This is a genomic window from Saccharopolyspora rhizosphaerae (genome assembly GCF_003931915.1).
Taxonomy (GTDB): Bacteria; Actinomycetota; Actinomycetes; order Mycobacteriales; family Pseudonocardiaceae; genus Saccharopolyspora; species Saccharopolyspora rhizosphaerae.
On sequence record NZ_RSAA01000020.1, the window covers coordinates 140,357 to 161,600 of the forward strand.

At 71.7% G+C, this 21,244-nt stretch carries 23 protein-coding genes; 12 read left to right on the forward strand and 11 right to left on the reverse strand.

Annotated features, from left to right (window positions below; translation table 11 throughout):
- The first annotated feature begins 26 nt into the window (after positions 1-26).
- Entirely contained in the window at positions 27-224 is a 198-nt protein-coding gene (locus EIL87_RS20730) for a DUF2795 domain-containing protein (RefSeq protein ID WP_125092246.1), read from the forward strand.
- 4 nt (positions 225-228) lie between these two features.
- Here EIL87_RS20730 and EIL87_RS20735 read toward each other — a convergent pair whose 3' ends face one another.
- On the reverse strand, positions 229-1,452 hold the full coding sequence (locus EIL87_RS20735; RefSeq protein WP_125092247.1) for a PP2C family protein-serine/threonine phosphatase: 1,224 nt from the start codon (positions 1,450-1,452) through the stop codon (positions 229-231).
- Positions 1,453-1,542: 90 nt separating this feature from the next.
- Between EIL87_RS20735 and EIL87_RS20740 the strand changes: the two genes are divergently transcribed.
- From EIL87_RS20740 to EIL87_RS28020, 4 genes are all read left to right on the forward strand, one after another.
- Complete coding sequence (locus EIL87_RS20740; RefSeq protein ID WP_125092248.1) at positions 1,543-1,917, forward strand: STAS domain-containing protein; 375 nt, start codon at positions 1,543-1,545, stop codon at positions 1,915-1,917.
- Between the two features lie 58 nt (positions 1,918-1,975).
- Positions 1,976-2,431, forward strand: a complete 456-nt coding sequence (locus EIL87_RS20745) for an ATP-binding protein (RefSeq protein ID WP_125092249.1) — start codon at positions 1,976-1,978, stop codon at positions 2,429-2,431.
- Positions 2,432-3,053: 622 nt separating this feature from the next.
- Positions 3,054-3,359, forward strand: a complete 306-nt coding sequence (locus EIL87_RS20750; protein ID WP_125092250.1) for a WhiB family transcriptional regulator — start codon at positions 3,054-3,056, stop codon at positions 3,357-3,359.
- A 59-nt stretch (positions 3,360-3,418) separates the two neighbouring features.
- Entirely contained in the window at positions 3,419-3,793 is a 375-nt protein-coding gene (locus tag EIL87_RS28020; protein WP_456114903.1) for a ubiquitin-like protein Pup, read from the forward strand.
- On the opposite strand, the gene EIL87_RS20760 is transcribed toward EIL87_RS28020, so the two are convergent.
- Entirely contained in the window at positions 3,727-5,748 is a 2,022-nt protein-coding gene (locus tag EIL87_RS20760; RefSeq protein ID WP_125092251.1) for a CocE/NonD family hydrolase, read from the reverse strand. The genes EIL87_RS28020 and EIL87_RS20760 overlap by 67 nt on opposite strands.
- Before the next feature lie 165 nt (positions 5,749-5,913).
- On the opposite strand from EIL87_RS20760, the gene EIL87_RS20765 reads away from it, so the two are divergent.
- A complete protein-coding gene (locus tag EIL87_RS20765) occupies positions 5,914-6,888 on the forward strand; it encodes a TIGR03557 family F420-dependent LLM class oxidoreductase (RefSeq protein ID WP_199740545.1) in 975 nt (324 codons plus the stop codon).
- A 4-nt stretch (positions 6,889-6,892) separates the two neighbouring features.
- Here EIL87_RS20765 and EIL87_RS20770 read toward each other — a convergent pair whose 3' ends face one another.
- Genes EIL87_RS20770 through EIL87_RS20795 form a run of 6 tightly spaced genes read right to left on the reverse strand, consistent with a single transcriptional unit; the run spans position 6,893 to position 12,976 of the window.
- Complete coding sequence (locus EIL87_RS20770) at positions 6,893-8,182, reverse strand: UDP-glucose dehydrogenase family protein (RefSeq protein WP_125092253.1); 1,290 nt, start codon at positions 8,180-8,182, stop codon at positions 6,893-6,895.
- A gap of 22 nt (positions 8,183-8,204) precedes the next feature.
- The gene (locus tag EIL87_RS20775) at positions 8,205-8,945 is read right to left on the reverse strand and encodes a hypothetical protein (protein ID WP_125092254.1); all 741 of its coding nucleotides are present in this window, start codon (positions 8,943-8,945) and stop codon (positions 8,205-8,207) included.
- Positions 8,936-9,622 (reverse strand): SDR family oxidoreductase, encoded by a 687-nt coding sequence (locus EIL87_RS20780; protein WP_125092255.1) that lies wholly within the window; start codon positions 9,620-9,622, stop codon positions 8,936-8,938. Before EIL87_RS20780 ends, EIL87_RS20775 begins: the two co-directional genes overlap by 10 nt.
- Positions 9,606-10,967 carry a PfkB family carbohydrate kinase gene (locus EIL87_RS20785; protein WP_125092256.1) on the reverse strand — a complete coding sequence of 454 codons (1,362 nt, stop codon included), beginning with the start codon at positions 10,965-10,967 and terminating at the stop codon, positions 9,606-9,608. Before EIL87_RS20785 ends, EIL87_RS20780 begins: the two co-directional genes overlap by 17 nt.
- A 15-nt stretch (positions 10,968-10,982) precedes the next feature.
- Entirely contained in the window at positions 10,983-11,972 is a 990-nt protein-coding gene (locus EIL87_RS20790) for a glycosyltransferase (RefSeq protein WP_233576422.1), read from the reverse strand.
- Positions 11,969-12,976: a glycosyltransferase family 9 protein gene (locus EIL87_RS20795; RefSeq protein ID WP_125092257.1), complete on the reverse strand. Its 1,008-nt coding sequence runs from the start codon at positions 12,974-12,976 to the stop codon at positions 11,969-11,971. Before EIL87_RS20795 ends, EIL87_RS20790 begins: the two co-directional genes overlap by 4 nt.
- A gap of 300 nt (positions 12,977-13,276) precedes the next feature.
- Here EIL87_RS20795 and EIL87_RS20800 point away from each other — a divergent pair, with 300 nt between their 5' ends.
- Genes EIL87_RS20800 through EIL87_RS20810 form a run of 3 tightly spaced genes read left to right on the forward strand, consistent with a single transcriptional unit; the run spans position 13,277 to position 15,440 of the window.
- Positions 13,277-14,134, forward strand: coding sequence for a glycosyltransferase family 2 protein (locus EIL87_RS20800; RefSeq protein WP_125092258.1), 858 nt, complete (start codon positions 13,277-13,279; stop codon positions 14,132-14,134).
- Positions 14,131-14,547 carry a GAF domain-containing protein gene (locus tag EIL87_RS20805; protein WP_125092259.1) on the forward strand — a complete coding sequence of 139 codons (417 nt, stop codon included), beginning with the start codon at positions 14,131-14,133 and terminating at the stop codon, positions 14,545-14,547. The genes EIL87_RS20800 and EIL87_RS20805 overlap by 4 nt, the downstream gene beginning before the upstream one ends.
- 2 nt (positions 14,548-14,549) lie before the next feature.
- Positions 14,550-15,440, forward strand: a complete 891-nt coding sequence (locus EIL87_RS20810) for a glycosyltransferase (protein WP_125092398.1) — start codon at positions 14,550-14,552, stop codon at positions 15,438-15,440.
- Here the strand turns inward: EIL87_RS20810 and EIL87_RS20815 are convergent.
- On the reverse strand, positions 15,428-16,828 hold the full coding sequence (locus tag EIL87_RS20815; protein WP_233576423.1) for an MFS transporter: 1,401 nt from the start codon (positions 16,826-16,828) through the stop codon (positions 15,428-15,430). The genes EIL87_RS20810 and EIL87_RS20815 overlap by 13 nt on opposite strands.
- 305 nt (positions 16,829-17,133) lie before the next feature.
- Here EIL87_RS20815 and EIL87_RS20820 point away from each other — a divergent pair, with 305 nt between their 5' ends.
- From EIL87_RS20820 to EIL87_RS20830, 3 genes are read left to right on the forward strand one after another with little or no spacing between them, the layout of a single operon-like run.
- On the forward strand, positions 17,134-17,361 hold the full coding sequence (locus EIL87_RS20820) for a hypothetical protein (RefSeq protein WP_125092260.1): 228 nt from the start codon (positions 17,134-17,136) through the stop codon (positions 17,359-17,361).
- 15 nt (positions 17,362-17,376) lie between these two features.
- Positions 17,377-17,556, forward strand: a complete 180-nt coding sequence (locus tag EIL87_RS20825; protein ID WP_125092261.1) for a hypothetical protein — start codon at positions 17,377-17,379, stop codon at positions 17,554-17,556.
- A gap of 54 nt (positions 17,557-17,610) precedes the next feature.
- The gene (locus tag EIL87_RS20830; RefSeq protein WP_125092399.1) at positions 17,611-18,507 is read left to right on the forward strand and encodes a polysaccharide pyruvyl transferase family protein; all 897 of its coding nucleotides are present in this window, start codon (positions 17,611-17,613) and stop codon (positions 18,505-18,507) included.
- On the opposite strand, the gene EIL87_RS20835 is transcribed toward EIL87_RS20830, so the two are convergent.
- Together EIL87_RS20835 and EIL87_RS20840 are read right to left on the reverse strand one after the other, a co-directional pair.
- The gene (locus tag EIL87_RS20835; protein ID WP_125092262.1) at positions 18,501-20,285 is read right to left on the reverse strand and encodes a thiamine pyrophosphate-requiring protein; all 1,785 of its coding nucleotides are present in this window, start codon (positions 20,283-20,285) and stop codon (positions 18,501-18,503) included. The two genes, EIL87_RS20830 and EIL87_RS20835, sit on opposite strands and share 7 nt — an antisense overlap.
- Positions 20,286-20,360: 75 nt before the next feature.
- Complete coding sequence (locus EIL87_RS20840) at positions 20,361-21,224, reverse strand: SDR family oxidoreductase (RefSeq protein WP_125092263.1); 864 nt, start codon at positions 21,222-21,224, stop codon at positions 20,361-20,363.
- Positions 21,225-21,244: the final 20 nt, after the last annotated feature.

Below are 21,244 nucleotides of genomic sequence, written 5' to 3' on the forward strand. Positions count from 1 at the left end.
CCGACATGCCGAAGAGGTGAGCGGCGATGACGCATCCGCCCAATCCCGACCGCGTGCAGCCGTTCCTCAAGGAGGTGCACTACCCGGTCAGCAAGGCCGAACTCGTGCACATCGCCGAGGAGCAGGACGTCGACACCGAGGTGCTGCGAGCCGTGCGGCTGGTTCCGGACCGCACCTACGAAACGCAGGAAGAGGTGCGCGACGAGGTCGCGTTCGGAAGTTGACCCGCTAGACGGCGGCGGTCGCCCTGCTCAGGACGAGCAAGGTCACATCGTCGTTCGACGATTCCGTGACCAGCTCGTTCATCACCGTGGCGCACACCGCGCCGGCCGGTGCGCAGGTGACCGCCCCGCACAGGTTCTTCAGGCCGATGTCGATCGGCTGCTTGCCGCGTTCGACCAGCCCGTCGGTGTAGAAGCACACCACGGAGTCGGGCGCGACCTCGATCTCGGTCGTGCGCCGCGGCTTCTTCGAGACCTCGACGCCGACGGGCGGGTCGACGGGGGCGTCGACGAGTTCTCCACACCCGCCGGACTTGGCCACCACCGGTGGGAGGTGGCCGGCTAGCGAGAACACCATGCGGGCCGTCGCCGGCTCGTAGATGGCGTAGGACACGGTGGCCATGGCGTCGGACTCGAAGTGCGTGACCTTGCGGTCGAGCTTGTGCAGCACGTGAGCCGGGTTGTCGTCGTCGAGCGCGTACGCGCGCAGAGCGCTGCGGAGCCGTCCCATCACCACGGCCGCCGACAACCCGTGGCCGACGACGTCGCCCACCACGATGCCGGTGCGGTCCCCCGGCAGGGCGAAGACGTCATACCAGTCACCGCCGATGCCGTGGTCGGCTCCGCCGACGTAGCGGCCGTCCATGGTCGCCGACGGGATCTCGGGCAGCTTGCCGGGCAGCAGGCTGTGCTGCAGGACTGTGGCCGCGATGCGTTCGGCCCGGGAGGAGCTCACCTGCGACACCGACGCGATGCGGTCGGCGGCGACCTGCACCAGGCGGGCGTCGTGATCGGTGAACGCGTGTTCTGTGAAAGCGCCTACGCACAGCACTCCGATGGTCACCCCACTGCTGGTCACCATCGGGGCACCCGCTAGCGAACTGATCCCCCGCTCGCGCAGCGCACGGCTGACGAGGAGGTCATCGGTCACCTGGTCGAACACGGAGGCTTGGCGATCTGCCAGGACCGTGCCGGCGAAACCGTGTCCCACCGGCATCCGCACGCCTTGTTTGACGGCGTCGTCGAGGCCCACCGCCGCGGTGGCGATCAGTTCTTCGCCGGCGGGGTCGAGCAACATCACGGTTGCCATGTCGACACCCAGCACCTCTCTGACCCGAGCGAGTATGTCCCGCAGCAGTCCGTTGACGTCGAGGTTGGCGAGAGAGGTGTCCGTGACCCGTTCAATGCGTCGCAAACGCTCCTCTGCGGATAGCTCCGCGGAAGCATGCATGTCCGTCACCGTACCCCGTGAGGGCTTCACGGAGCTGCGGCCGGGAGCCAATCTTTGCCAGGATCGGCCTGAACCATCATCATGGAGACCATGGAGCCCGACAACACCGAACACCAGACCCCCTTCAGCGCGGAGACCGAATGGTCGGGGCGTACGCTGCTCGTCACCGCGACGGGTGAAGTCGAACTGGTCAACGCGCCCAAGCTCGCGTCGGTGCTCGAGCAGGCGATCGAGGACCGCCCCGAGGTCTTGGTGCTCGACATCACGGGTGTGACGTTCCTGTCCTCGGCCGGGCTCGCCGTGCTCGTCCGCACTCACCGCAACGCCGAGGCGGCGAGCATCCGGTTCGGCGTCGTCGCAGACAACCCGGCCACCAGGAGGCCGATCCAGCTCATGGGGTTGGACCAGGAGTTCGAGCTCTTCGCCGACCGGGAAGGGGCGCTCGCCGGCGCCGCAGGTTTGTGAACGCCCGATCCGGCCGACCCTGAGAGCTGGGAGAGCCCCGAACCGTGAGGACGCACCTATGGCACCCGCTCAGCCAGGCGGGCCGGAGTCGAACTCCGACGGCGTTGAAGAACTCCACCGGCACGACGTGCCGGCCTCGGTCTCGAGCTTGCCGAGGTTGCGCAACGAGGTGAACGAGTGGGCCCGCGCCGCCGGGCTCGGCGACGACATCGCCGAGCCCTTGGCGCTGGCCGCCTACGAGGCGATGGCCAACGCGATCGAGCACGCCTACGCGGACGGGGATGGGGTTCTCGACGTCGACGCCGTCCGCGACGAGTCGGGCATAGAGGTCACGGTCACCGACCACGGCACGTGGCGTCCGCCGCAGAACAGCGACCCGATGCGCAAGCGGGGCCTGCCGTTGATCGAGCGGCTCGCCGACGAGGCCGTGGTGACCTCCGGTCAGCACGGCACGCGGGTGCAGATGCGCTGGACGCTGCCGGTTCGCCACCGCGAACCGAGCGTCTGCCGCTAAGGCTCCCGGACGCAGTTCCCTCACCTCGGGCTCGGCGCCGCGTGGCGCCGAGCCCGAGGTGCATCGCGGGTAGTCCGCACCCGGCGCGATCCCGACATCGCGCCCCTCTTCTGATCACGTGACTTCCAGCATCGAGCTCACGGGCGCAGTCCCCAGTGGAGCGCCGAGTTCCTGATCCACCCACGGGTTTCGGCAACCCCGTGATCGTTCGTCGAGCGGCCCACTCCCCCAGGCGGTGTCCGCGGAGGTCTTCCGCTGCGGCCCTCTGGTTCGTCGCTCGTCCGGCCCCAGCTCGCCCACGCCGACCCTCTCGCGCACCGGCTCCTCCGGCGCAAGCCGGTTTGTGCCCACCACCCCTTTCGTCCTGAACGGTTCCCGAAAGGGCCGTCGCCGCCCGGCTGGACCGAACGCCGGCGACGACTCTCGCCGCATTTCGCACATCCTGCACATCGCGGGTGCGAGCACGCCCCTCAGGGCCGGACGTGCACACATGCCGCCTGGACCACACCAGGGCGCACAAGATTATTCCTCGATTCATGCACCCCAGATGTGTGAACGAGGGATCTTCCGGGTAGTCGAGCAGAGACGGACTGATCAACGCTTCTCGCTGATGGGGTGAACAATGACAGCCACGACTCGACTTCCCAAGCCCACCAGTGAAGCGTGGCACTGGCAACTGCGGGCGGCCTGCCGCGACCTCCGCACCAGCCACTTCTTCCACCCGGACAACGAACGCGGCGAACGGCGCGCCGAGCGCGAGCGCAACGCCAAGGCCGTGTGCCGGACCTGCCCGGTCATCGCACAGTGCCGGGAGCACGCGCTCCAGGCGCAGGAGCCCTACGGCGTGTGGGGCGGGCTCGGCGAGCAGGAACGCCGCGTGCTGCTCGGCCACACCCGCAAGTCGGCGGGGGCAGGCACGGCTGCATGACCCCCTTCCCACGGCGTCGCACCCGTTCCGGGTGACGCGGGTGCGACGGCGGGCGGATCCTGGCCCCTCCACCACCACGGGCATCTCCGACGGTCAGCACCGTTGGCCATCGGGGAGGCGAGGAGCACCGAGGACGACCGCGCACACCGCCCCACGACGACGAGGCCGCCGCATCTCCCACGACGTCCGGCAGGCAGCGGCGGGAGCAGCTCGACGAGGAGACCGACGACCTGCTGGACGAGATCGACGACGTCCTGAGGAGTCTCCTGAGGACTTGGTCCGGGGCTACGTGCACAAGGGCGGTCGGTGAAGGACGAAGCAGGGGCGGCGCCGGGATCTTCCCGGCGCCGCCCCTGTTCTCGCGGCGTCACACGTGGTCGCGCGGGATGCGGCGGTCCCAGTTCTTGGAGAACACCCGCTGCTCACCGATGTAACCGTCCAGCTCGGCGTGCAGCACGAACTCGTGCGGTGTCGAGGTGAGCGTGGTGCGCGTCTTCGCGGTCGCCGACCAATCTCCGCGGCTGAAGCCCATCGTCCAGTCGGTCTCGCCGCGCACCGAGTTGAAGTCCTCACCGACCCAGCTGTAGCGCTCCACCGCTCTCCTGCGGCAGTCGAGTTCGTTCTCCTCGAAGTGCACCAGGCCCAGGTCCTTGACGACTTCCAGCGACGACCGGTAGTCGGCCAGGTCGCGGCTCACCTGCCAGCGCTGCTCCCCCGGGGTGATCTGCTTCGCCGAGATCGGCGGTGCGCCTTCGGGTTCGCCGAACAGGGGCGTCGGCAGCTCGTCGGCCTCCTCCGGCGGGCGCAGCGGCAGTTCCAGCTGGCTCTGGGACGGGTGCACCGTCAACCGCACCGGCTCGGGCGGTGGCCACGCCAGCGGCCAGTACGAGGTGGACAGTGCCAGCCGGATCCGGTGTCCTTCCGGGAAGGCCTGCGCGGCACCGTTGAGCCGCAGCTGGACCTGGTACCGCTTGCCGGGTTCCAGGGGTTCCGGCTCACCGTGCCCGTCGCGGTGGGTGAGGTTGAGCAGCCCGTAGGTCACGCGCGTGGCCTGGCCCTCCGGGCTGACGTCGGACAACCGCGCGGCCAGCATCGCCACCGGGCGGTCGACCTCGACGCAGACGTCCAGCAGCGGACCGCCGAGGATCTCGGAGCGCTCGCGCAGCGGCTCGGTGTCGAAGACCAGCGAGCCGCCGTCCTCCTCGCGCTGGTCGTAGGGCAGGTCCGGCGGTGCGTTGTAGGAGCACCACTTGCCGCCGTACTGGCCGACCGACAGCGGTGAGCACAACGTCAGCGGCGGGCTCGGGTGCTCCTCCCCCGGCCGCCCGATCGTGTTCTGCGCCAACGGGAACCGGGTGCGGTGGACGTGCGGGGAGGGCCAGGACGGTTCACCCACCCAGCGACCGGGCCGGTCCTCGTAGCTCGTGGAGGGCGGCATGCTCTCCTGCATCCAGGTGCACAGCATCGGCCCGTCCATCACGCCGTTGTCGACGTCCTTGAGCCAACGGTCCCACCAGCGCACGAGCTCCTGCAGGAACCCGATGGCCGGCCCCGGTTTGCCCAGGTGCGGGTACTTGTGCGACCACGGCCCGATCAGGCCGCGGCGCGGCACGTCGAGGTTCTCCATCAGGCGGTACACCGCGTTGGAGTAGCCGTCCGCCCAGCCGCTCACCGCGAGCACCGGGCAGGTGACGTCGGAGAAGTCCTCGCAGATCGACCCGTGCCGCCAGTAGTCGTCCCGACGCTGGTGCTGCAACCAGGTGTCCAGCCACAGACCGCTCTCGTCCAGGCGCTGACGCCACATCTCCTCCCAGCGGTCACCGACCACGGCCGGGTCGGGCGGGCAGGAGTTGTAGGCGAACATCGTGCTCGCCCACGACAGGTTGTCGCTGAGCAGGCAGCCGCCCATGTAGTGGACGTCGTCGGCGTAGCGGTCGTCGGCGCTGCACACCGCGGCGATCGCGCCGAGGCTCTCCGGCCGCCGGGCGGCGACCTGCAGGGCGTTGAAACCGCCCCAGGAGATGCCCATCATGCCGGTGCTGCCGCTGCACCACGGTTGCGCGGCCAGCCAGGCCAGCACGTCTTCGGCGTCGCAGAACTCCTGTTCCAGGTACTCGTCGGTGAGCACTCCGTCGGATTCACCACTGCCCCGCAGGTCCACCCGGGCGCAGGCGTAACCGTGCCCGGCCATGTAGGGGTGGTGGATCGAGTCGCGGATGGAGGTGAGATCGCGCAGCCGGTACGGGATGAGCTCCAGCACCGCCGGAACCGGCTCGGTGTCCGAGCTCACCGGCCGCCACAGGCGACCGGACAGCCGCGTCCCGTCGGACAGCGGGATCCAGATCTCCTCCTGCTTGGTCTCGAGCGGTAGTTCGCTCACCTCGCGCACATGTCCTCCTCGCTGTTGTCACGGCGGGTCCCAGGCGCCACCCGTTGCACTACCCGTCCACCGTTCCGGCCATGCACGATCAGCGCACGTTTCGCTTCGTGACCCAGCGGCTACTCGCCGAACAGGGATTTCCCACGAACGACTGCGGTGGAGGTGCGCAGCATGGTGCGGTTCGGCTACACGCTGATGACGGAGCAGTCGGGTCCCCGCGAGCTCGTCAAGCAGGCGTGCGCGGCCGAGCGGGCCGGTTTCGACTTCGCGGTGATGAGCGACCACTACTCGCCGTGGCTGGACGCGCAGGGGCACTCCCCCTACGCGTGGAGCGTGCTGGGCGCGGTCGCCCAGGCCACCGAGCGCATGGACCTGATGAGCTTCGTGACCGCCCCGATCATGCGGTACCACCCGGCGGTCGTCGCGCAGAAGGCCGCCACGGTGGACCTGCTGTCCGACAACCGGTTCACGCTCGGCGTCGGCGCCGGGGAGAACCTCAACGAGCACGTCGTCGGCCGCGGCTGGCCCCCGGTGAACGTGCGGCACGAGATGCTGGGTGAGGCGCTGCGGATCATCTCGGCGCTGTTCGAGGGGGGCTACGTCAACTTCGCCGGAGACCACTACCGCGTGGACTCGGCCACGTTGTGGGACCTGCCGGAGCAGCGGGTGCCGATCGCCACCGCGGTCTCGGGCGAGCAGTCGATCGAGGAGTGCGCACCGCTGGCGGACGCGATGATCGCGGTCCAGCCGGAGGCCCGGCTGTGCCAGAGCTGGGACTCCGCGACCGGTGGTGGTCAGCGCAAGTACGGTCAGCAGCCGATCAGCTGGGACCCCTCCGCGGAGGCCGGCGCGCAGCGCGCGTGGTCGAAGATGCGCTGGTTCGCCGGCGGGTGGAAGGTCAACGCCGAACTGCCCGGCACGGCCGCGTTCGCCGCGGCGACCCAGCACGTGCGCGTCGAGGACGTCAGCGCGGGCATCCCCTGCGGACCGGACGTGGAGCCGATCGTGAAGTCGATGTCGGCGTACTGGGAAGCCGGTTTCACCGACATCGCGCTGGTGCAGGTCGGCGTCGACGAGAACCCCAACGGCTTCTTCGGCTTCGCACGCGAGAGGCTGCTCCCGGCGTTGCGCGAGGCGGCCGAGAGCTGAGCGCTCACCGCAGGCTGCGGCCGGTCCCCCGCCAGGCGAACCCCGCGCGGGCGACCTCGCGCGGGTCGACCTGGTTGCGGGCGTCGACGAGCACCGGCGTCCGAATCACCGCGGCGACCTGCTCCCAGTCCAGCTCCGCGAACTCCGGCCAGTCGGTCAGCAGCACCAGGACGTCGGCGTTCTCGGCGGCCAGGCGGGGATCGGCGACGCAGCGCACCCCCTCCACCGCCACCCTCTCCGCGCAGGCGGGGTCGTATCCGCGCAGCTGCGCGCCCCGCTCGGCGAGCAGGCGGGCGACCGCGAGCGCGGGCGAGTCGCGCAGGTCGCCGGTGTGCGCCTTGAACGTCAACCCCAGCAAGCCCACCCGAGCTCCGGAGACGTCACCGCCGCAGCACTCGACGACCTTGTCGGCGACGCGGGCCTGGTGGTGCCCGTTCGCCCGGATCGCCGCGCGCAGCAGCGGCATCTCCACCCCGTGGGAGGCGGCGGTGTGCAGCAGGGCCGCGGTGTCCTTGGGCAGGCACGAGCCGCCCCAGCCCGGCCCAGCGCTCAAGAACGACGGCGCCACGCGGTGGTCGCGCTTCATGCCTTCGGTGACGGCCTCGACGTCCGCGCCGGTGTGCTCGCAGAGCTCGGCGAGGTCGTTGACGTAGGAGAGCTTGGTGGCCAGGTAGCCGTTGGAGGCGTACTTGACGACCTCGGCGCTGACCGAGTCGACCAGCTCAGCCCGAGCCTGGACCGAAGCGTAGAGGCCGGCGACGCGCTCGGCGGCCCGCTGGTCGTCGGCCCCGACGACGATGCGGTCGGGGTGGAGGAAGTCCTCGACGGCCCGTCCCTCGCGCAGGAACTCGGGGTTGCTGACCACCGCGACGTCCTCGCGCGCCAACGACCGGGCGAGCCGTCTCGCGGTGCCCACCGGCACGGTCGACTTGGCGACGACCACCGCCCCGGGCGGCAGCAGGGCACGGATGTCACCGACGACCGAGTCGACGGCGCTGAGGTCGGCCTCGCCTTCGACCCCCCTCGGCGTGGGCAGGCACAGGAAGACGAACTCGGCACCGGTGACCGGCTGGGCGCTGTCCTCGGTGAACCGCAACCGGCCCGCCGCAACGCCTTCCGCGAGCAGCTCGCCGAGACCGGGCTCGCGGAGGTCCACCTCACCGCGGCGCAGCCGGGAGATCTTCTCGCCGTCGACGTCACCGCAGGTCACGTCGTGGCCCAGCCGCGCGAGGCAGGCACCCGTGGTGAGGCCGACGTAACCGCAGCCGACCACGACGATCCGTGCCGAGTCCATCGGGCCTCCTCGACAACGCTGCTCAGCGCAAGGTTCCGAGCTCCGCGAGCACCGGCGGCGGGTGCGCTTCGAACAGCCGCGCGGGATCGCGCCACCGCGGCTGCGGGTGCTGTTCGGCGTCACGGGCCGGGTCCGGGCCGATCCGCGGGTCGGCGCGGACGCACTCGACCACCCGGGCCTCGTCCGCCCCGACCGCGCGGCACAGCTCGGTGAGCTCGTCGAAGAACTCGCGCTCCACGGCGAGCAGTCCGTCGATCGCGTGCGGCACCAGGTCGGCGCTGTCGACGTCGCAGTGCAGCGGCGGGACGGGAACCCAGGAGAGGACCACGTCGGCGGGCACCAGCGACTCGGCGTCGTCGGCGCCGAGCACCTGGCAGCCCGCGCCCAGGAAGTCCTCCAGCGCCGACCCTTCCCGGAGCTGCTGCGGGTTGCTCACCACCGGTCTGCCCAGCGCCTTCTGGAGGTCCCGGGTGGATTCCCACGGTGGCAGCACGCAGTTGATCACCGCGCTGCCCGCCGGGGCCCTGACCTGATCTGCGCCGCAGACGAACACGGCGTCCGGGGCGGCGAGCTCGCCGTAGCTCAACGTGCCGCTGCGGTGCAGGCACCGCAGCACCTCCGGCAGCCACGGTTCGTGCTCCACCACAGCCCGGTCCGGGCGCGCGCAGCTCACCCGGACCCCGCACCAGGCCAGTCCGGTGGCGACCGCGACCGCCGTCAGACCCTCGCCGAACACCCTCGCGCGCGGCTGCCTCACGGCCATGACGACTCCTCGGAGTGGCAGACGACGAGCTCCCGGACCTCGCAGCCGGCCGGTTGCCGCAGCGCGAACAGCACCGCCTCGGCAACGTGCTCGGGCCGGTTGAGCTTGGCGTCCTGCGGGGGCCGGTACTGCTCGGGCCTGCCGTCGAAGAAGGAGGTCCACATCCCGCCGGGCACCAGCGTCGTCACGCCGACGCGACCGCTGAGCTCGGCGGCCAGAGCGCGGGAGAAACCGACGACGCCGAACTTCGAGGCGCAGTAGGCGGTCGCGTCCGGCACGCCCTTGAGCCCCAGCGTGGACGAGCAGGTGACCACCGTGCCGCGGCTCCGCTCCAGGTAGGGCAGCGCGGCGCGCACGACGGCGGCGGTGCCCAGCAGGTTGACCTCCACCACGCGTTCCCAGTCCTCGGCCGGGACCGAACCCAGGGAACCGCAGGAGTCGACGCCCGCAGCGGTGAACACCCCGTCGAGGCCTCCTGCGGTGTCGGCCACCTCGCGCACCGCCTGCTCGGCCTCCCGGCGGTTCGCCAGGTCGACCTGGACGTGCTTCACCGGCGCCGAGGGCGCCTCCCGGTCGAGCACCAGCGCCGTCCCGCCTGCCGCGGTCACCGCGTCGACGACCGCCGCACCGAGACCCGAAGCGCCTCCGGTGATCACCACATTACCCGGCTCGTTCATGGAGGTCCTCCCGATTCACGTCCAGTTCCAGCATTTTTCGCAACATCCGCGTGGTCGAGTAGCCGTCGGTGAGCGGCACCCGGACGACCTCGCCGCCGAACTGCTCGACGATGCGCGCCTCGGGCATCCGGGACGGTTCGTAGTCGCCGCCCTTGACCCACACGTCGGGCCGCAGCTCGGCCAGCAACCTGCACGGCGTCGTCTCCTCGAAGACCGCGACGGCGTCGACGGACCCGAGCGCTTCCAGCAGGCACTTGCGGTCCTCGACGCCCACCAGCGGTCTCGGCGGACCCTTGAGCCTGCGCACCGAGGCGTCGGAGTTGAGGCACACGACCAGCGCGTCACCGAGGCCCCGGGCTTGGTTGAGCAGGTTGACGTGGCCCGGGTGCAGCAGGTCGAAACAGCCGCCCGCGGCGACGAGCCTGCCGCCGCGCTCTCGCACGCGGTGGACGACGTCCAGACCGGTCGCGGCGGCGGGTTGTTCGCTCGCGGTCCAGGCACCGGCACCCCCGGAGGCGACGAAGCGGGTGGCCGCCAGGACAGCGTCGGTGACCGCGTCCGACGTGGACTCCCCGCGCGCCAGCGCCAGGACGACGGCCACGGCGAAACCGTCTCCCGCGCCGCAGGTGTCGACCGCCCCGTCGAGCGCCGGTGCGGCGATCAGCTCGCCGCTGGGCGCCAGCGCGGCTCCGCGCTCCCCTCTGGTCACCGCCACCGCGCCGCACTCCCACTCCCGCCACAGGGCCATCGCGCCCGCCGGTTGCGCGGTGATGCCGCTGAAGAGGGTCGCTTCGGACTCGTTGGGCACCACCAGGTCCGCCCGGGCCACCGGCGGGGCTCCGCGCGGGTGCGGGTCCCACACCAGCGGGGTGCCGGGAGGCAAGCGGGACAGCTCGTGGCGCAGCCGGGAGTTGGCGGTCGCGCCGCGCCCGTAGTCGGCGACGAGCACGGCGTCGGCGCTGCGCAGCTCCCGCACGACCGACGGGCCCGGGGCCACGTCGGGCACGAAACCCGCGCCGGAGTCCAGGCGCACCACCGACTGGCCGCCCGCCCGCACCCGGGTCTTGCTGGGCGTGCCTCCGGTGAAGGGCAGGTCGACCGCGCGGATCCCCGCCGGCAGCAGGCGGTCGAGCTCGTAGCCCGCGGGATCGGCGCCGCGACCGCTGATCAGGGTCACCTCGACGCCCTGGCCGGCGGCGAGCACGGCGGCCAGCGCGGCTCCACCGGGCCTGCCCCGTCGCGCCTCGACGTCGACCACCGGCACCGGGGCGTCCGGGCACAGCCGCGTCGCGCTCCCGGTCAGGTCCAGGTCCAGCAGGGCGTCACCCACGATGACGAGCTTCACGTCGACCTCCTCGGTTCACCGGTCCACTTCGGACAGGAGCGCGTTCCAGTCGGCCAGGAACCTGTCCAGCGAGTACCTCCGCAGCACCGCTTCGCGGGCCGCGTCACCCGCCGCCCGCGCCCGGTCCGGGTCGGCGGTGAAGGTCCTGACCGCGTCGACGAGCGTGTCGACCCGGGTCGAGATGACCCCGGCCTCCGGCGGCACGGCCTCTCCGACTTCGGTGGCCGCGACGGCCACGACCGGCATGCCCAGGTGCATGGCTTCCAGCAGCGCCAACCCGAGCGAGGTCCACCGGTAGGGGTGCAGGTAGACGCGGCGCGCGGCCAGTTCGGCGTGCATCTTCGGTTGCGGCAGGTCTTCGTGCGGGGTGATCCGGTCGCAGCCCAGGCGGTCCGGGAGTGCGGCGACCTGCATGCCGAACACGTCCAGCGGCGCCCCCCGGCTCAGCCGGGGCAGCAGGTCGGTCCCGGCGATGTGGCTGCGCCGCACCGGTTCGTTCACCACGACTCCGGCGTGCGGCACGGTTCCGGTCCAGCGGTGGCCGGGGTCGACGACGCCGTGTTCGACGACGGTGTTCGGGGCGCGCCCGTTGTCCCACCACACCTGGTTGAAGTGGGTGACGTGGGCGATCGGGATGTCCTCGCGGTCGGCCACCGGGTGCCGGTCGGGCCAGGCGGGTCCGCGCGGTGCGTCGTGCTCGACGTAGACGGCCGGCACGTCGATCCCGGGCCGGCGGCCGGTCCACGCGTGGGTGAGTTCGAGCTCGTGGGGGCGTTGCAGCACCACGACGTCGATCTGCTCGTCGCGCAACGTGGCCGGGTCGACCTCCACGGCGTTGTCCGGCCACGGGACGGTCTGCGAGCGGCCCCGCCCGTCCGGGCCCCGGTCGTCGGTCACCGGGAGCAGGTAGGTGTGCGGGCCGTGCACGAACGACGTGGTCCACGACCCGTGCCGGTGCCACACCAGGATCCGCAGGCCCTCACGGGCGTTGCCGGGACCGCTCACGACGTCACCTCCCCGACCGCGGCGACGACCTCCTGCGGCGTCACCAACGTCAGGCACGGGTGCCCGGGAACCGGGCAGGTCCGCGCGCGGGTGCCGCGGCACGGGGCGAGCTGTTCGCCCAGCACCACGCGCGGCACCCCGTAGGGCGCCCAGCGGGCCGCGCTGACCACGGGCGCGAACAGCGAGACCACGGGCGTGCCCACCGCGGCGGCCAGGTGCGCGGGCCCGGTGTTGGGCGCGACGACGGCGGACGCGCCGTCGAGGACCGCGGCCAGCTCCGGCAGGGTCGTGCGCCCTCCCAGGTCGATCCCGTCGTGCCCGGCCACGTGGGCGGTCAGCTCCTTCTCGGCCGGTGCGCCGGTGACCACGACCCGGCGCCCGGAGGCGGCCAGCTCCGCCACCGCCTCGCGGCAGCGGAACATCGGCCACTCGCGGGCGGGGACCGAGGCCGCCGGGTGCACCACGACGTAGCCCGGTTCGCCGACGAGGGCGGTGACGTCGGGCAGCGGGCGGCGCACCGCGAGCCGCCCGTCGTCGCCGGCGGGCAGGTGGAAACCGGCGGCGCGGGCCAGCGACAGCGCGCGTTCGGGTTCAGGCGGGTCACCCTCGACCCGGTGCCGGACGTCGAGCAGGGACCCCGGGTAGTCGTCGCTGATCGCCGCGATCCGCTCCACGCCGGCCATCCGCAGCAGCAGCGCCAGCGGCAGCGCGGACTGGTGGAACGAGGTGAACACCACCGCCGTCCCGGCGCCGATCCCGCGGAAGGTCTGGACAAGTTCGTGCATCGCCGCTTCGCGGACCGGTGGCGGTTCGGGGTCGATCCAGGGCGCGCACCGGGTGACGACGCGGTCCACCCCGGGCAGCAGGTCGGCCGCGGCCGCACCGCGCGGGCCGGCCAGCATGACGACGGAGTCGGCGTGCGCGGCCACGGCGCGCACGGCCGGACCGGCCAGCAGCACGTCGCCGAGGTTGTCCTGGCGCACCACGAGCACCCGCCCGTTCACGACGCACTCCTGGCACGAACTCGCGAGCGGCGGGCGAGAACGGGTGTCGCGTGTGGTCCTGGAACGAGCACAGCTACGCCTCCCGCGCTTCGTGCTGCTGTTCGGAGCGCTCGCCGTTCGCGAGGAACTCCCTTCACACCGCTACCCAGCGAAGCGGCTCTCCTACACCTGCGCTCCCGGAAGTCCTGCGCACAGCGCCGTTCGGCACCAGTCCTTGACTCTGAGCGAGCGACTGCGGGTTTTCCCCGCAGGTTGCGGGTATCCGCAGGAACGTGAACGCCGGTCCCCGGGGAGTGCCGAATGGACGGTCGAATCAACACCGACGTGGTGATCGCGACGCGCAACCGGCGCGACGAACTGCTCCGCACCGCGCAGAACCTGCTCGCGCTGCGCCCGCGTCCCCGCGTCGTGGTGGTCGACAACGCCTCCACCGACGGCACCGCCGAGGCGGTCGAACGGCTCCACCCGCAGGTGGAGCTGATCCGCGCCCCGCACAACCTCGGGGCCGCGGCGCGCAACCTCGGCGTGCTGAGCAGCCGGGCGGAGTACGTGGCCTTCAGCGACGACGACTCGTGGTGGGAGCAGGACGCCTTGCCACGCGCCGAACACCTCTTCGCCACGCACCCCGGCATCGGGCTCATCGCCGCGAAGACCTTGGTCGGGACGCAGGACAGGCTCGACCCGGTCAACGACCTCATGGCGCGCTCACCGCTGCTCGGTTCACCCGGGCTGCCCGGTCCGCGCGTGCTGGGCTTCACCGCGTGCGCGGCCGTCGTCCGGCGTCGCGCGTTCCAGGAGGCCGGCGGGTTCGACCCGGTGCTGTTCTTCGGAGCGGAGGAGAAGCTGCTCGCGTGCGACCTGGCGGCCGCGGGCTGGGACCTCGTCTACGCTGACGACGTCGTCGCGCACCACCACCCGTCCCCCGCGCGGATGAGCCGTGCGGAGCGGGAAGCGCTGGAGCTGCGCAACAACGTCATCATCGCGTGGATGCGCCGGTCTCCCCCGGCCGCGGTGACCGAGACGCTGCACGCCCTGCGGCGGTCCCGCCGTGCCACGGCCGGGGCGCTGCGGCGCCTGCCGGTCGCGCTGCGACGCCGCCGGCGCCTCCCCGAACAGGTGGAACGAGAACTGACCACTGTGGAGTCCCAGACGTCATGACGACCTCCCGGACCTCGCCGGCGATCACGCGGCTCTCCGAACTGCTGCGACGCGTCCCGCGCGCGGACATGGCGGTGCTCGGCACGACCGCGCCGGTGGCGGCGGTGCTGGCCCACACCGACGAGCGGGCTCGGGCGTTGGAGGCCGAGCAGCTGCTGCTCGGCCGAGGGCCGAGCGTGGAGGTCGCGGCTTCGCAGCGGGCGGTGCTCGCCGACCTCCACGAGATCCGGACCTACTGGACCGACTTCGCCCGCCGCGCCCGGGAACTGCGGCTGCACAGCCTGCTGATCGTGCCGCTCGAACCGGCGTTCCCGTCCGGGGCGCTGAGCCTCTACGCGCACCGCTCGCGCGCGTTCGACGAGGCCGACGAGGACGTGGTGCGGCGCAACCTGCACGCCTTGGCGAGGAGGTGACCGTGTTCGGGACCACAGTGGTCATCGCGACGCACGAACGCCGCGAGGAGTTGCTGCGCACCCTCGACCACATGACCGCGTTGCCCGACGCGGCGCCGGTCATCGTGGTCGACAACGCCTCCCGCGACGGAACGGCCTCGGCCGTGCGGGAGCACTTCCCGCAGGTCGAGCTCCTGGTGCAGGAGCGCAACCTCGGGGCTTCCGCCCGCAACGCCGCCGTGGAGCGGGTCCGCACGCAGCACGTGAGCTTCTGCGACGACGACACCCGGTGGCAGCCGGGTTCGCTGCTGCGGGCCAGCGAGCTGCTCGACCGCCACCCCGACATCGGGGCGGTGATGGGCCGCTGCCTGGTCGAGCCCGACCTGGTCGAGGACCCGCTCACCCCGGAGCTGCGCACCTCGCCGGTGCCCGCGCCGCACTGGCTGCCCGGCCCCGCGCTGCTGAGCGTGATGGCGGGGCTCACCACGTTCCGCGTCAGCGCCTTCCGCGAGGTCGGCGGGTTCTCCGAGCGGTTGTGGCTGGGCGGGGAGGAGGAGTTGCTGGCGCTGGACCTGGTCGCCCGGGGGTGGTGGTTGTGCTGGGCGCAGGACGTGGTGATCCACCACGCGCCGTCCCGGGCGAGGGACGCGCGCAGGCGCAGGGCCCTCGGCATCCGCAACACGCTGCTCACGACGTGGCTGCGGCGGCCGGTGGGCAGCGCTCTGCGCCGCAGCGGCCAGGTGCTGGGGTCGGCTCCGAAGGACCGGTGCACGGCCGCTGCGGCGCTGGAGGCCGCGCGCATGTGGCCTTGGGTGCTGCGGGAGCGCCGCGTCGTGCCCGCCGAGGTCGAACGCGGGCTGCGGCTCCTCGAGGAACCGCAGCGCCGCTCCCCCGCCCGCCGTTACGTGGGCTGAGGCTCGCGCTCGCGCACGGCCCGGCGACGGCCGCCGGTGAGCCGCTGACCCGGCCTCGTCCACCTCGTCCCCCGGTCCGGGCGCGTGGTGGCCCTGGCAGGCACCCGCGGGTGCGTCGGCTGCGGGGTCGCGGGGTGCACCCCGGCCAGCCGCGCCCAGCGCTGCTCGGCGGGCATGGCGCGGCGCTGCGGGGAGCGGGCGAACAGCCACCAGGTCACGGCGGTGGCCACGACCGTGGCCACACCGGCGATCTCCAGCGCGGGCCCGGGTCCGGCGAACTCCGACAGCCAGCCCAGCAGCGGGCCGCCCACGGCGCCGGACGCGGCGGTCACGATGCCCTTGGCGGCCAGGACCCGGCCGCGCATGTCCTCGTCGGTGTCGAGCTGGATCCGGGTGCTGGTGGCGGTGTCGAGGACGACCGCACCAATGGCGATCGGGATCAGCAGTGCCGCGAAGCTCCACAGGGTGGGCGTGGCGCCGCTGAAGAACTGCAGGACGCTGGTGCCCAGCGCCGTCCACAGGATCAGCCGCAACGTGAGGTTCTTGCAGGCGGCGGCCACGAACCCGCCGAGCACGGTGCCCGCCGAGAACAGGACCGACAGCAGGCCGTAGCCCTCGGGACCGGCCGCGAGCGGGCCGTTGCTCATCGCCGCCATCGTGACCTGGTAGTTGCGGCCCAGGCAGGACAGCACGAAGCCGAGCAGGAACATCAGCACCAGGGGCCGGTGGCCGAGCACGTACCGGATGCCCGCCTTGACACCGGTGCGCTCCGCCGTGCTCTTGGCGAGTTCGAACATGCCCTTGCGGCGCACCTTGCTGATCGCCACGAGCACCGCGCCGAAGCTGAGCGCGTTGATCGCGAGCAGCAGCGGCACGCCGGTGACGGCCACCATCGCCCCGGCCAGACCCATGCCGAGGATCCGTCCGCCCGAGCTCAGGATCGAACCCAGGCCCAGCGCGTTGCTCAGGTCTTCGCGTGGCACCAGCTGCGACCCGAACCGGCCGAGCGCGGGGGCGTCGAACACGGTGACGACCCCGCCGATGAGCGCCAGCGCGTAGACCGCGGGCAGCGGGCCGTCGACCCAGGCCACGCCGGCGAGCACCAGTGCGATCACCCCGTGCAGCGCCTGGGTGATCAGGAGCACGCGCTTGGTGGGGAACCGGTCGGCCACCGCTCCGGCCACCGAACCCAGCAGCACACCGGGGAGCAGTTGGAAGAGCAGGGAGAGCCCGAGCAGTCCGGGAGAACCGGTCTTGGTGAGCACGAACCAGTTCAGCGCGAGGTTCTGCATCCACGCCCCGGTGACGGAGACGAAGTCGGCCACCGCCCAGCGGCGGTAGTTGGGATGCCGGAGCGCGCGGAACATCGGGGCCACGGCTTCGCGCACGTGGATTTCCTTTCGGCGAGGGCGAACGGTCGATCTCCGGACGGTCGGGAGCCGTCGTGGGAAACCGTCACGACGGTGCCAGCCGGTTCGCCGAGATCGACACGTTTTGTGCCCGGCCTCTCAAGAAGTACGTCCCTCTACCAGGTGATTCGCACGTACAAGCCCCATACTGACCACGAAGCGTGAGCGCCGGGTGGTCGCTCGACCGCGTGGGAAATCCACCCGCTGCAGCGAGTTTGACCATGGTCGTGGCTGCCAACCCCAGTGGTGCGAACGGAAACATCCGTGACGACGGGAGGAACTCCATGGCCGGCGAACCCGACAGCCCGGTGAAGGACAAGAACTACAACCTCATCACCGTGTTGCAGTTGTCGTTGCACCACGCCTGGATGCTGGACCAGTACGTCAAGGATGCCGAAGCGCAGGGCGACGAGGAGCTCGCCAAGTGGCTGCACCGGATCCAGGAGAACAACGTCAAGGCCGGGGAGCAGGGCAAGCAGATGCTGCTCCAGCGGCTGCAGGAGAGCGGCTGAGAGGAGCTGATCACCATGGCCGGTGACCGGATCCGCCAACTGACCAAGCGCGTGCGCGACGGCATCGCGCAGCACAACCCGGTGAAGCCGAAGAACGAGGCGAACGCCCACGAGGAGTCTTCCGGCAGGGCGAACTCCCTGCTGGACACGGGTCCGCGCGTGCCGCCCCAGTCAGGCAACCACCAGAAGGATTGAGCGTGGCGCCCCGGGATGACCACCCGGGGCGCCCTCTTCTGCCCGGGGGGTTCGATGCGGGTGGTGGTGACCGGCTGGGCGAGCTTCCTGCACGGGGAAGCCACCGCGGGAGACGTGGCGAGCCTGCAGCGGGTCGCCGCCCGGCTCGCCGACGACGGCATCGAGCACGACGTCGTCTGGAGCCCCGGTTTCGCCCCCGGCTCCACGCACTTCGACGACGTCGACCCGTCCGACTACACGCACCTGCTCTTCTGCTGCGGTCCGGTGCACGGCTGGCAGGTGGAGGACCTGCACCACCGGTTCTTCGAGTGCACGCGCATCGCCGTCGGTGTCTCGGTCGTCGATCCGGAATCGCCCGCTGCCAGATGTTTTCACCGCCTCCTGCCCCGAGACGGCCCGGGCCTGCGGAGTTCCCGAGACCTCGCGGCGGGCCTGCGGCACCGCGAAGTGCCGGTCCTGGGCGCGGTTCTCGCACCAGACCAACCCGAGTACGGCGACAGCGCCCGGCACGAGCAGGCGCACGACCTCCTGCAGCACTGGCTGTCCGGCCTGGACGCCGCTCGCGTCCCGCTGGACACCCGACTCGCCCACGACGACTGGCGCCACTGCGCCACACCCGAAGCGTTCGCGTCTCTCATCGCGCGCACCGACCTCGTCGTCACCACGCGACTGCACGGCTTGGTGTTCGCCCTGTCCGAAGGAGTGCCGGCGATCGCGGTGGACCCGGTCACCGGTGGCGGCAAGGTCACCGCGCAGGCGCAGGCGCACGACTGGCCCGCGGTGCTCGGCCCCGGCTCGCTGTCGCGCGAGGAACTGGACCACTGGTGGGACTGGTGCCGTTCCGACGCCGGTGCCCGCCGAGCCGCGGAGGTCCGCGACGCGGCGGGCACCGGCCCAGCCCTGCTCGACGCCGTGGCGCGCGAGCTGCACGCTTCGCTGCTGGATCAGTGACGCTTGGGCATGAAGTCCTGGGCCTTGGCCTTCACACCTTCCTTGACCACCGACCACGCCTCCGGATCGCCCTTGAGCATCGCCGACGCCATCGACTCCACCTGGCTCCAGTCGGCCTGCGGCGGGATCGGCGGCACGGTCGGGTCGGTGACGAACTCCACCAGGCACGGCTGCCGGCTCTCCAACGCCTCGCGCCAGGCATCGGCGACGTCGCCCGGGTCTTCGACCTTGATGCCGCGCATCCCCGTGCTGCGCGCGAAGGCCGCGTAGTCGAAGTCCGGAAGCCGTTGCGAGGGGACGAATTGCGGCGCACCACCCATCGCCCGCAGCTCCCAGGTCACCTGGTTGAGGTCGCGGTTGTTGAGCACACCGACGACCAGCCGCGGATCCGACCACTCCCGCCAGTGCTCACCGATCGTGATCAGCTCGTTGATGCCGTTCATCTGCATCGCGCCGTCCCCGACCACCGCGATCACCGGGCGGTCCGGGTGCGCGAACTTCGCGCCGGTGGCGTAGGGCGCACCGGGGCCCATGGTGGCCAGCGTGCCCGACAGCGAGCAGCGCATCCCCTCCCGCACCTTCAGGTGCCGCGCGTACCAGTTGGCCGCCGAACCGGAGTCGGCGGTGATGATGGCGTCCTCGGGCAGCTGCGGCGAGAGCTCGTGGAACACCCGCTCGGGGTTGACCGGGTCGGCGTCGACGTGGGCGCGGCGATCCATCAGCTCCCACCAGTCCCGCACGCCGGATTCGACCTTCTCCCGCCAGCTCCGGTCGTCCTTGCGCTGCAACCGCGGCAGCAGCGTCTGCAGGGTGGCCTTGGCGTCACCGAGCAGGTTCACCTCGAACGGGTAGCGCATGCCGATCATCATCGGGTCGATGTCGATCTGCACCGCTCTGGCCTGGTCGTACTCGGGCAGGTACTGGCTGTAGGGGAAGCTCGCGCCGATCATGAGCAGCGTGTCGCAGTCGCGCATCAGCTCCCACGACGGTCTCGTGCCCAGCAGCCCGGACGCACCGGTCACCCACGGCAGGTCGTCGGGCAGCACGTCCTTGCCCAGCAAGGCCTTCGCCACACCGGCGCCGAGCGCGTCGGCCACCTCGGTGACCTCGCGTGCGGCGCTGCGCGCGCCCTGGCCGACCATGATGGCGACCCGCTCGCCGGAGTTGAGCACCTCCGCGGCGTGCTCGAGGTCCTCCTCGGCCGGCACGGTCACGGCCTCGGAGATGCCCACGCTGGAGGGCACCATCTTGAAGTCGTGCGTCGGGGGCGAGTACTCCGCCTCCTGCACGTCACCGGGCACGATCAGCGCCGCGACCGTCCGCCGCGCGTAGGCGGTGCGCATCGCGCGATCGAGCGCGTTGGGCAGCTGCTGCGGCGTGGTGACCACCTGCAGGTACTCGGCCACGTCCTTGTACAGCGAGGACAGGTCGACCTCTTGCTGGTAGGACCCGCCGAGCGAGGTGCTGGCCTGCTGCCCGACGATCGCCACCACGGGCACGTGGTCGAGCTTGGCGTCGTAGAGCCCGTTGAGCAGGTGGATCGCGCCCGGTCCCCCGGTCGCCGCGCACACCCCGACCTGGCCGGAGAACTTCGCGTACCCCACGGCTTCGAACGCCGAGAGCTCCTCGTGCCGCGCCTGGATGAACCGCGGGTTGTCGTCGGCGCGCTCCCACGCCGCGAGGATGCCGTTGATGCCGTCACCCGGGTAGGCGAAGACGTGGTCCACTCCCCACGTCCGCAGGCGTCGCAGCAAGTAGTCGGCCACCGTCTCGGCCATGCCGCACTCTCCGATCCTCGGATTGGGTGCCGTTCACGCCGTTGATCTACCCGCTGCGGCGCCCGCTCAACCTCGTCAGCCCGGATGCGTTTCGCCGCCGACCGGGGCCAGCACCTCGCCGGTGTAGAAGCTCGACAAGCGGTCGGAGGCGAAGAAGACGTAGGACGGCGCGATCTCGTCCGGATGCCCCATCCGCCCCATCGGGGTCTGCTCGCCGAAGCCCTCCACCTTCTCCTCGCCGAAGGTGGACGGGATCAGCGGCGTCCACACCGGACCGGGCGCGACGCAGTTGATCCGGATGCCCTTGGTCGCCAGCGCCTGCGCGAAGGACTGCGTCAGCACGTGCACGGCGCCCTTGCTGGCGGAGTAGTCCATCAGCGACTTGTTGCCGCGCAAACCATTGACCGACCCGGTGTTGATGATCGCGCCGCCTTCCGGCAGGTGCCGCAGCGCGGCCTTGCACAACCAGAACACGGCGTAGACGTTGACCTCGAAGGTCCGGGTGAACTGCTCGGTGCTGATGTCCTGGATCGCGTCCTGGGGGAACTGGGTCCCGGCGTGGTTGACCAGCACGTCCAGGCCGCCCAGCCGGGCGGCGGCGTCGTCGACCAGGCGGTTGCAGTAGTCCTCGTCGGCGACGTCGCCGCGGAACAGGTGGCACTGCCGGCCCTGCTCGCGCACCAGCTCGGCGGTGCGCTCGGCGTCGGCGTCCTCGCTCTGGTCGAGGTAGGCGACGGCGACGTCGGCGCCTTCCTTGGCGAAGGCGACGCTCACCGCGCGCCCGATGCCGGAATCGCCACCGACCACCAGGGCTCGCTTGCCCGACAGGTGCCCGGCTCCGACGTAGCCGCGCATCTCGTCGTGCGGGTCGGGCTCCATCGGCTCCGTGGCGCCGGGCGGTTGCTGCTGCTGGGCAGGTGCGCTCTGGGGTTCGGCCATGACGTCCTCCACGTCGACAC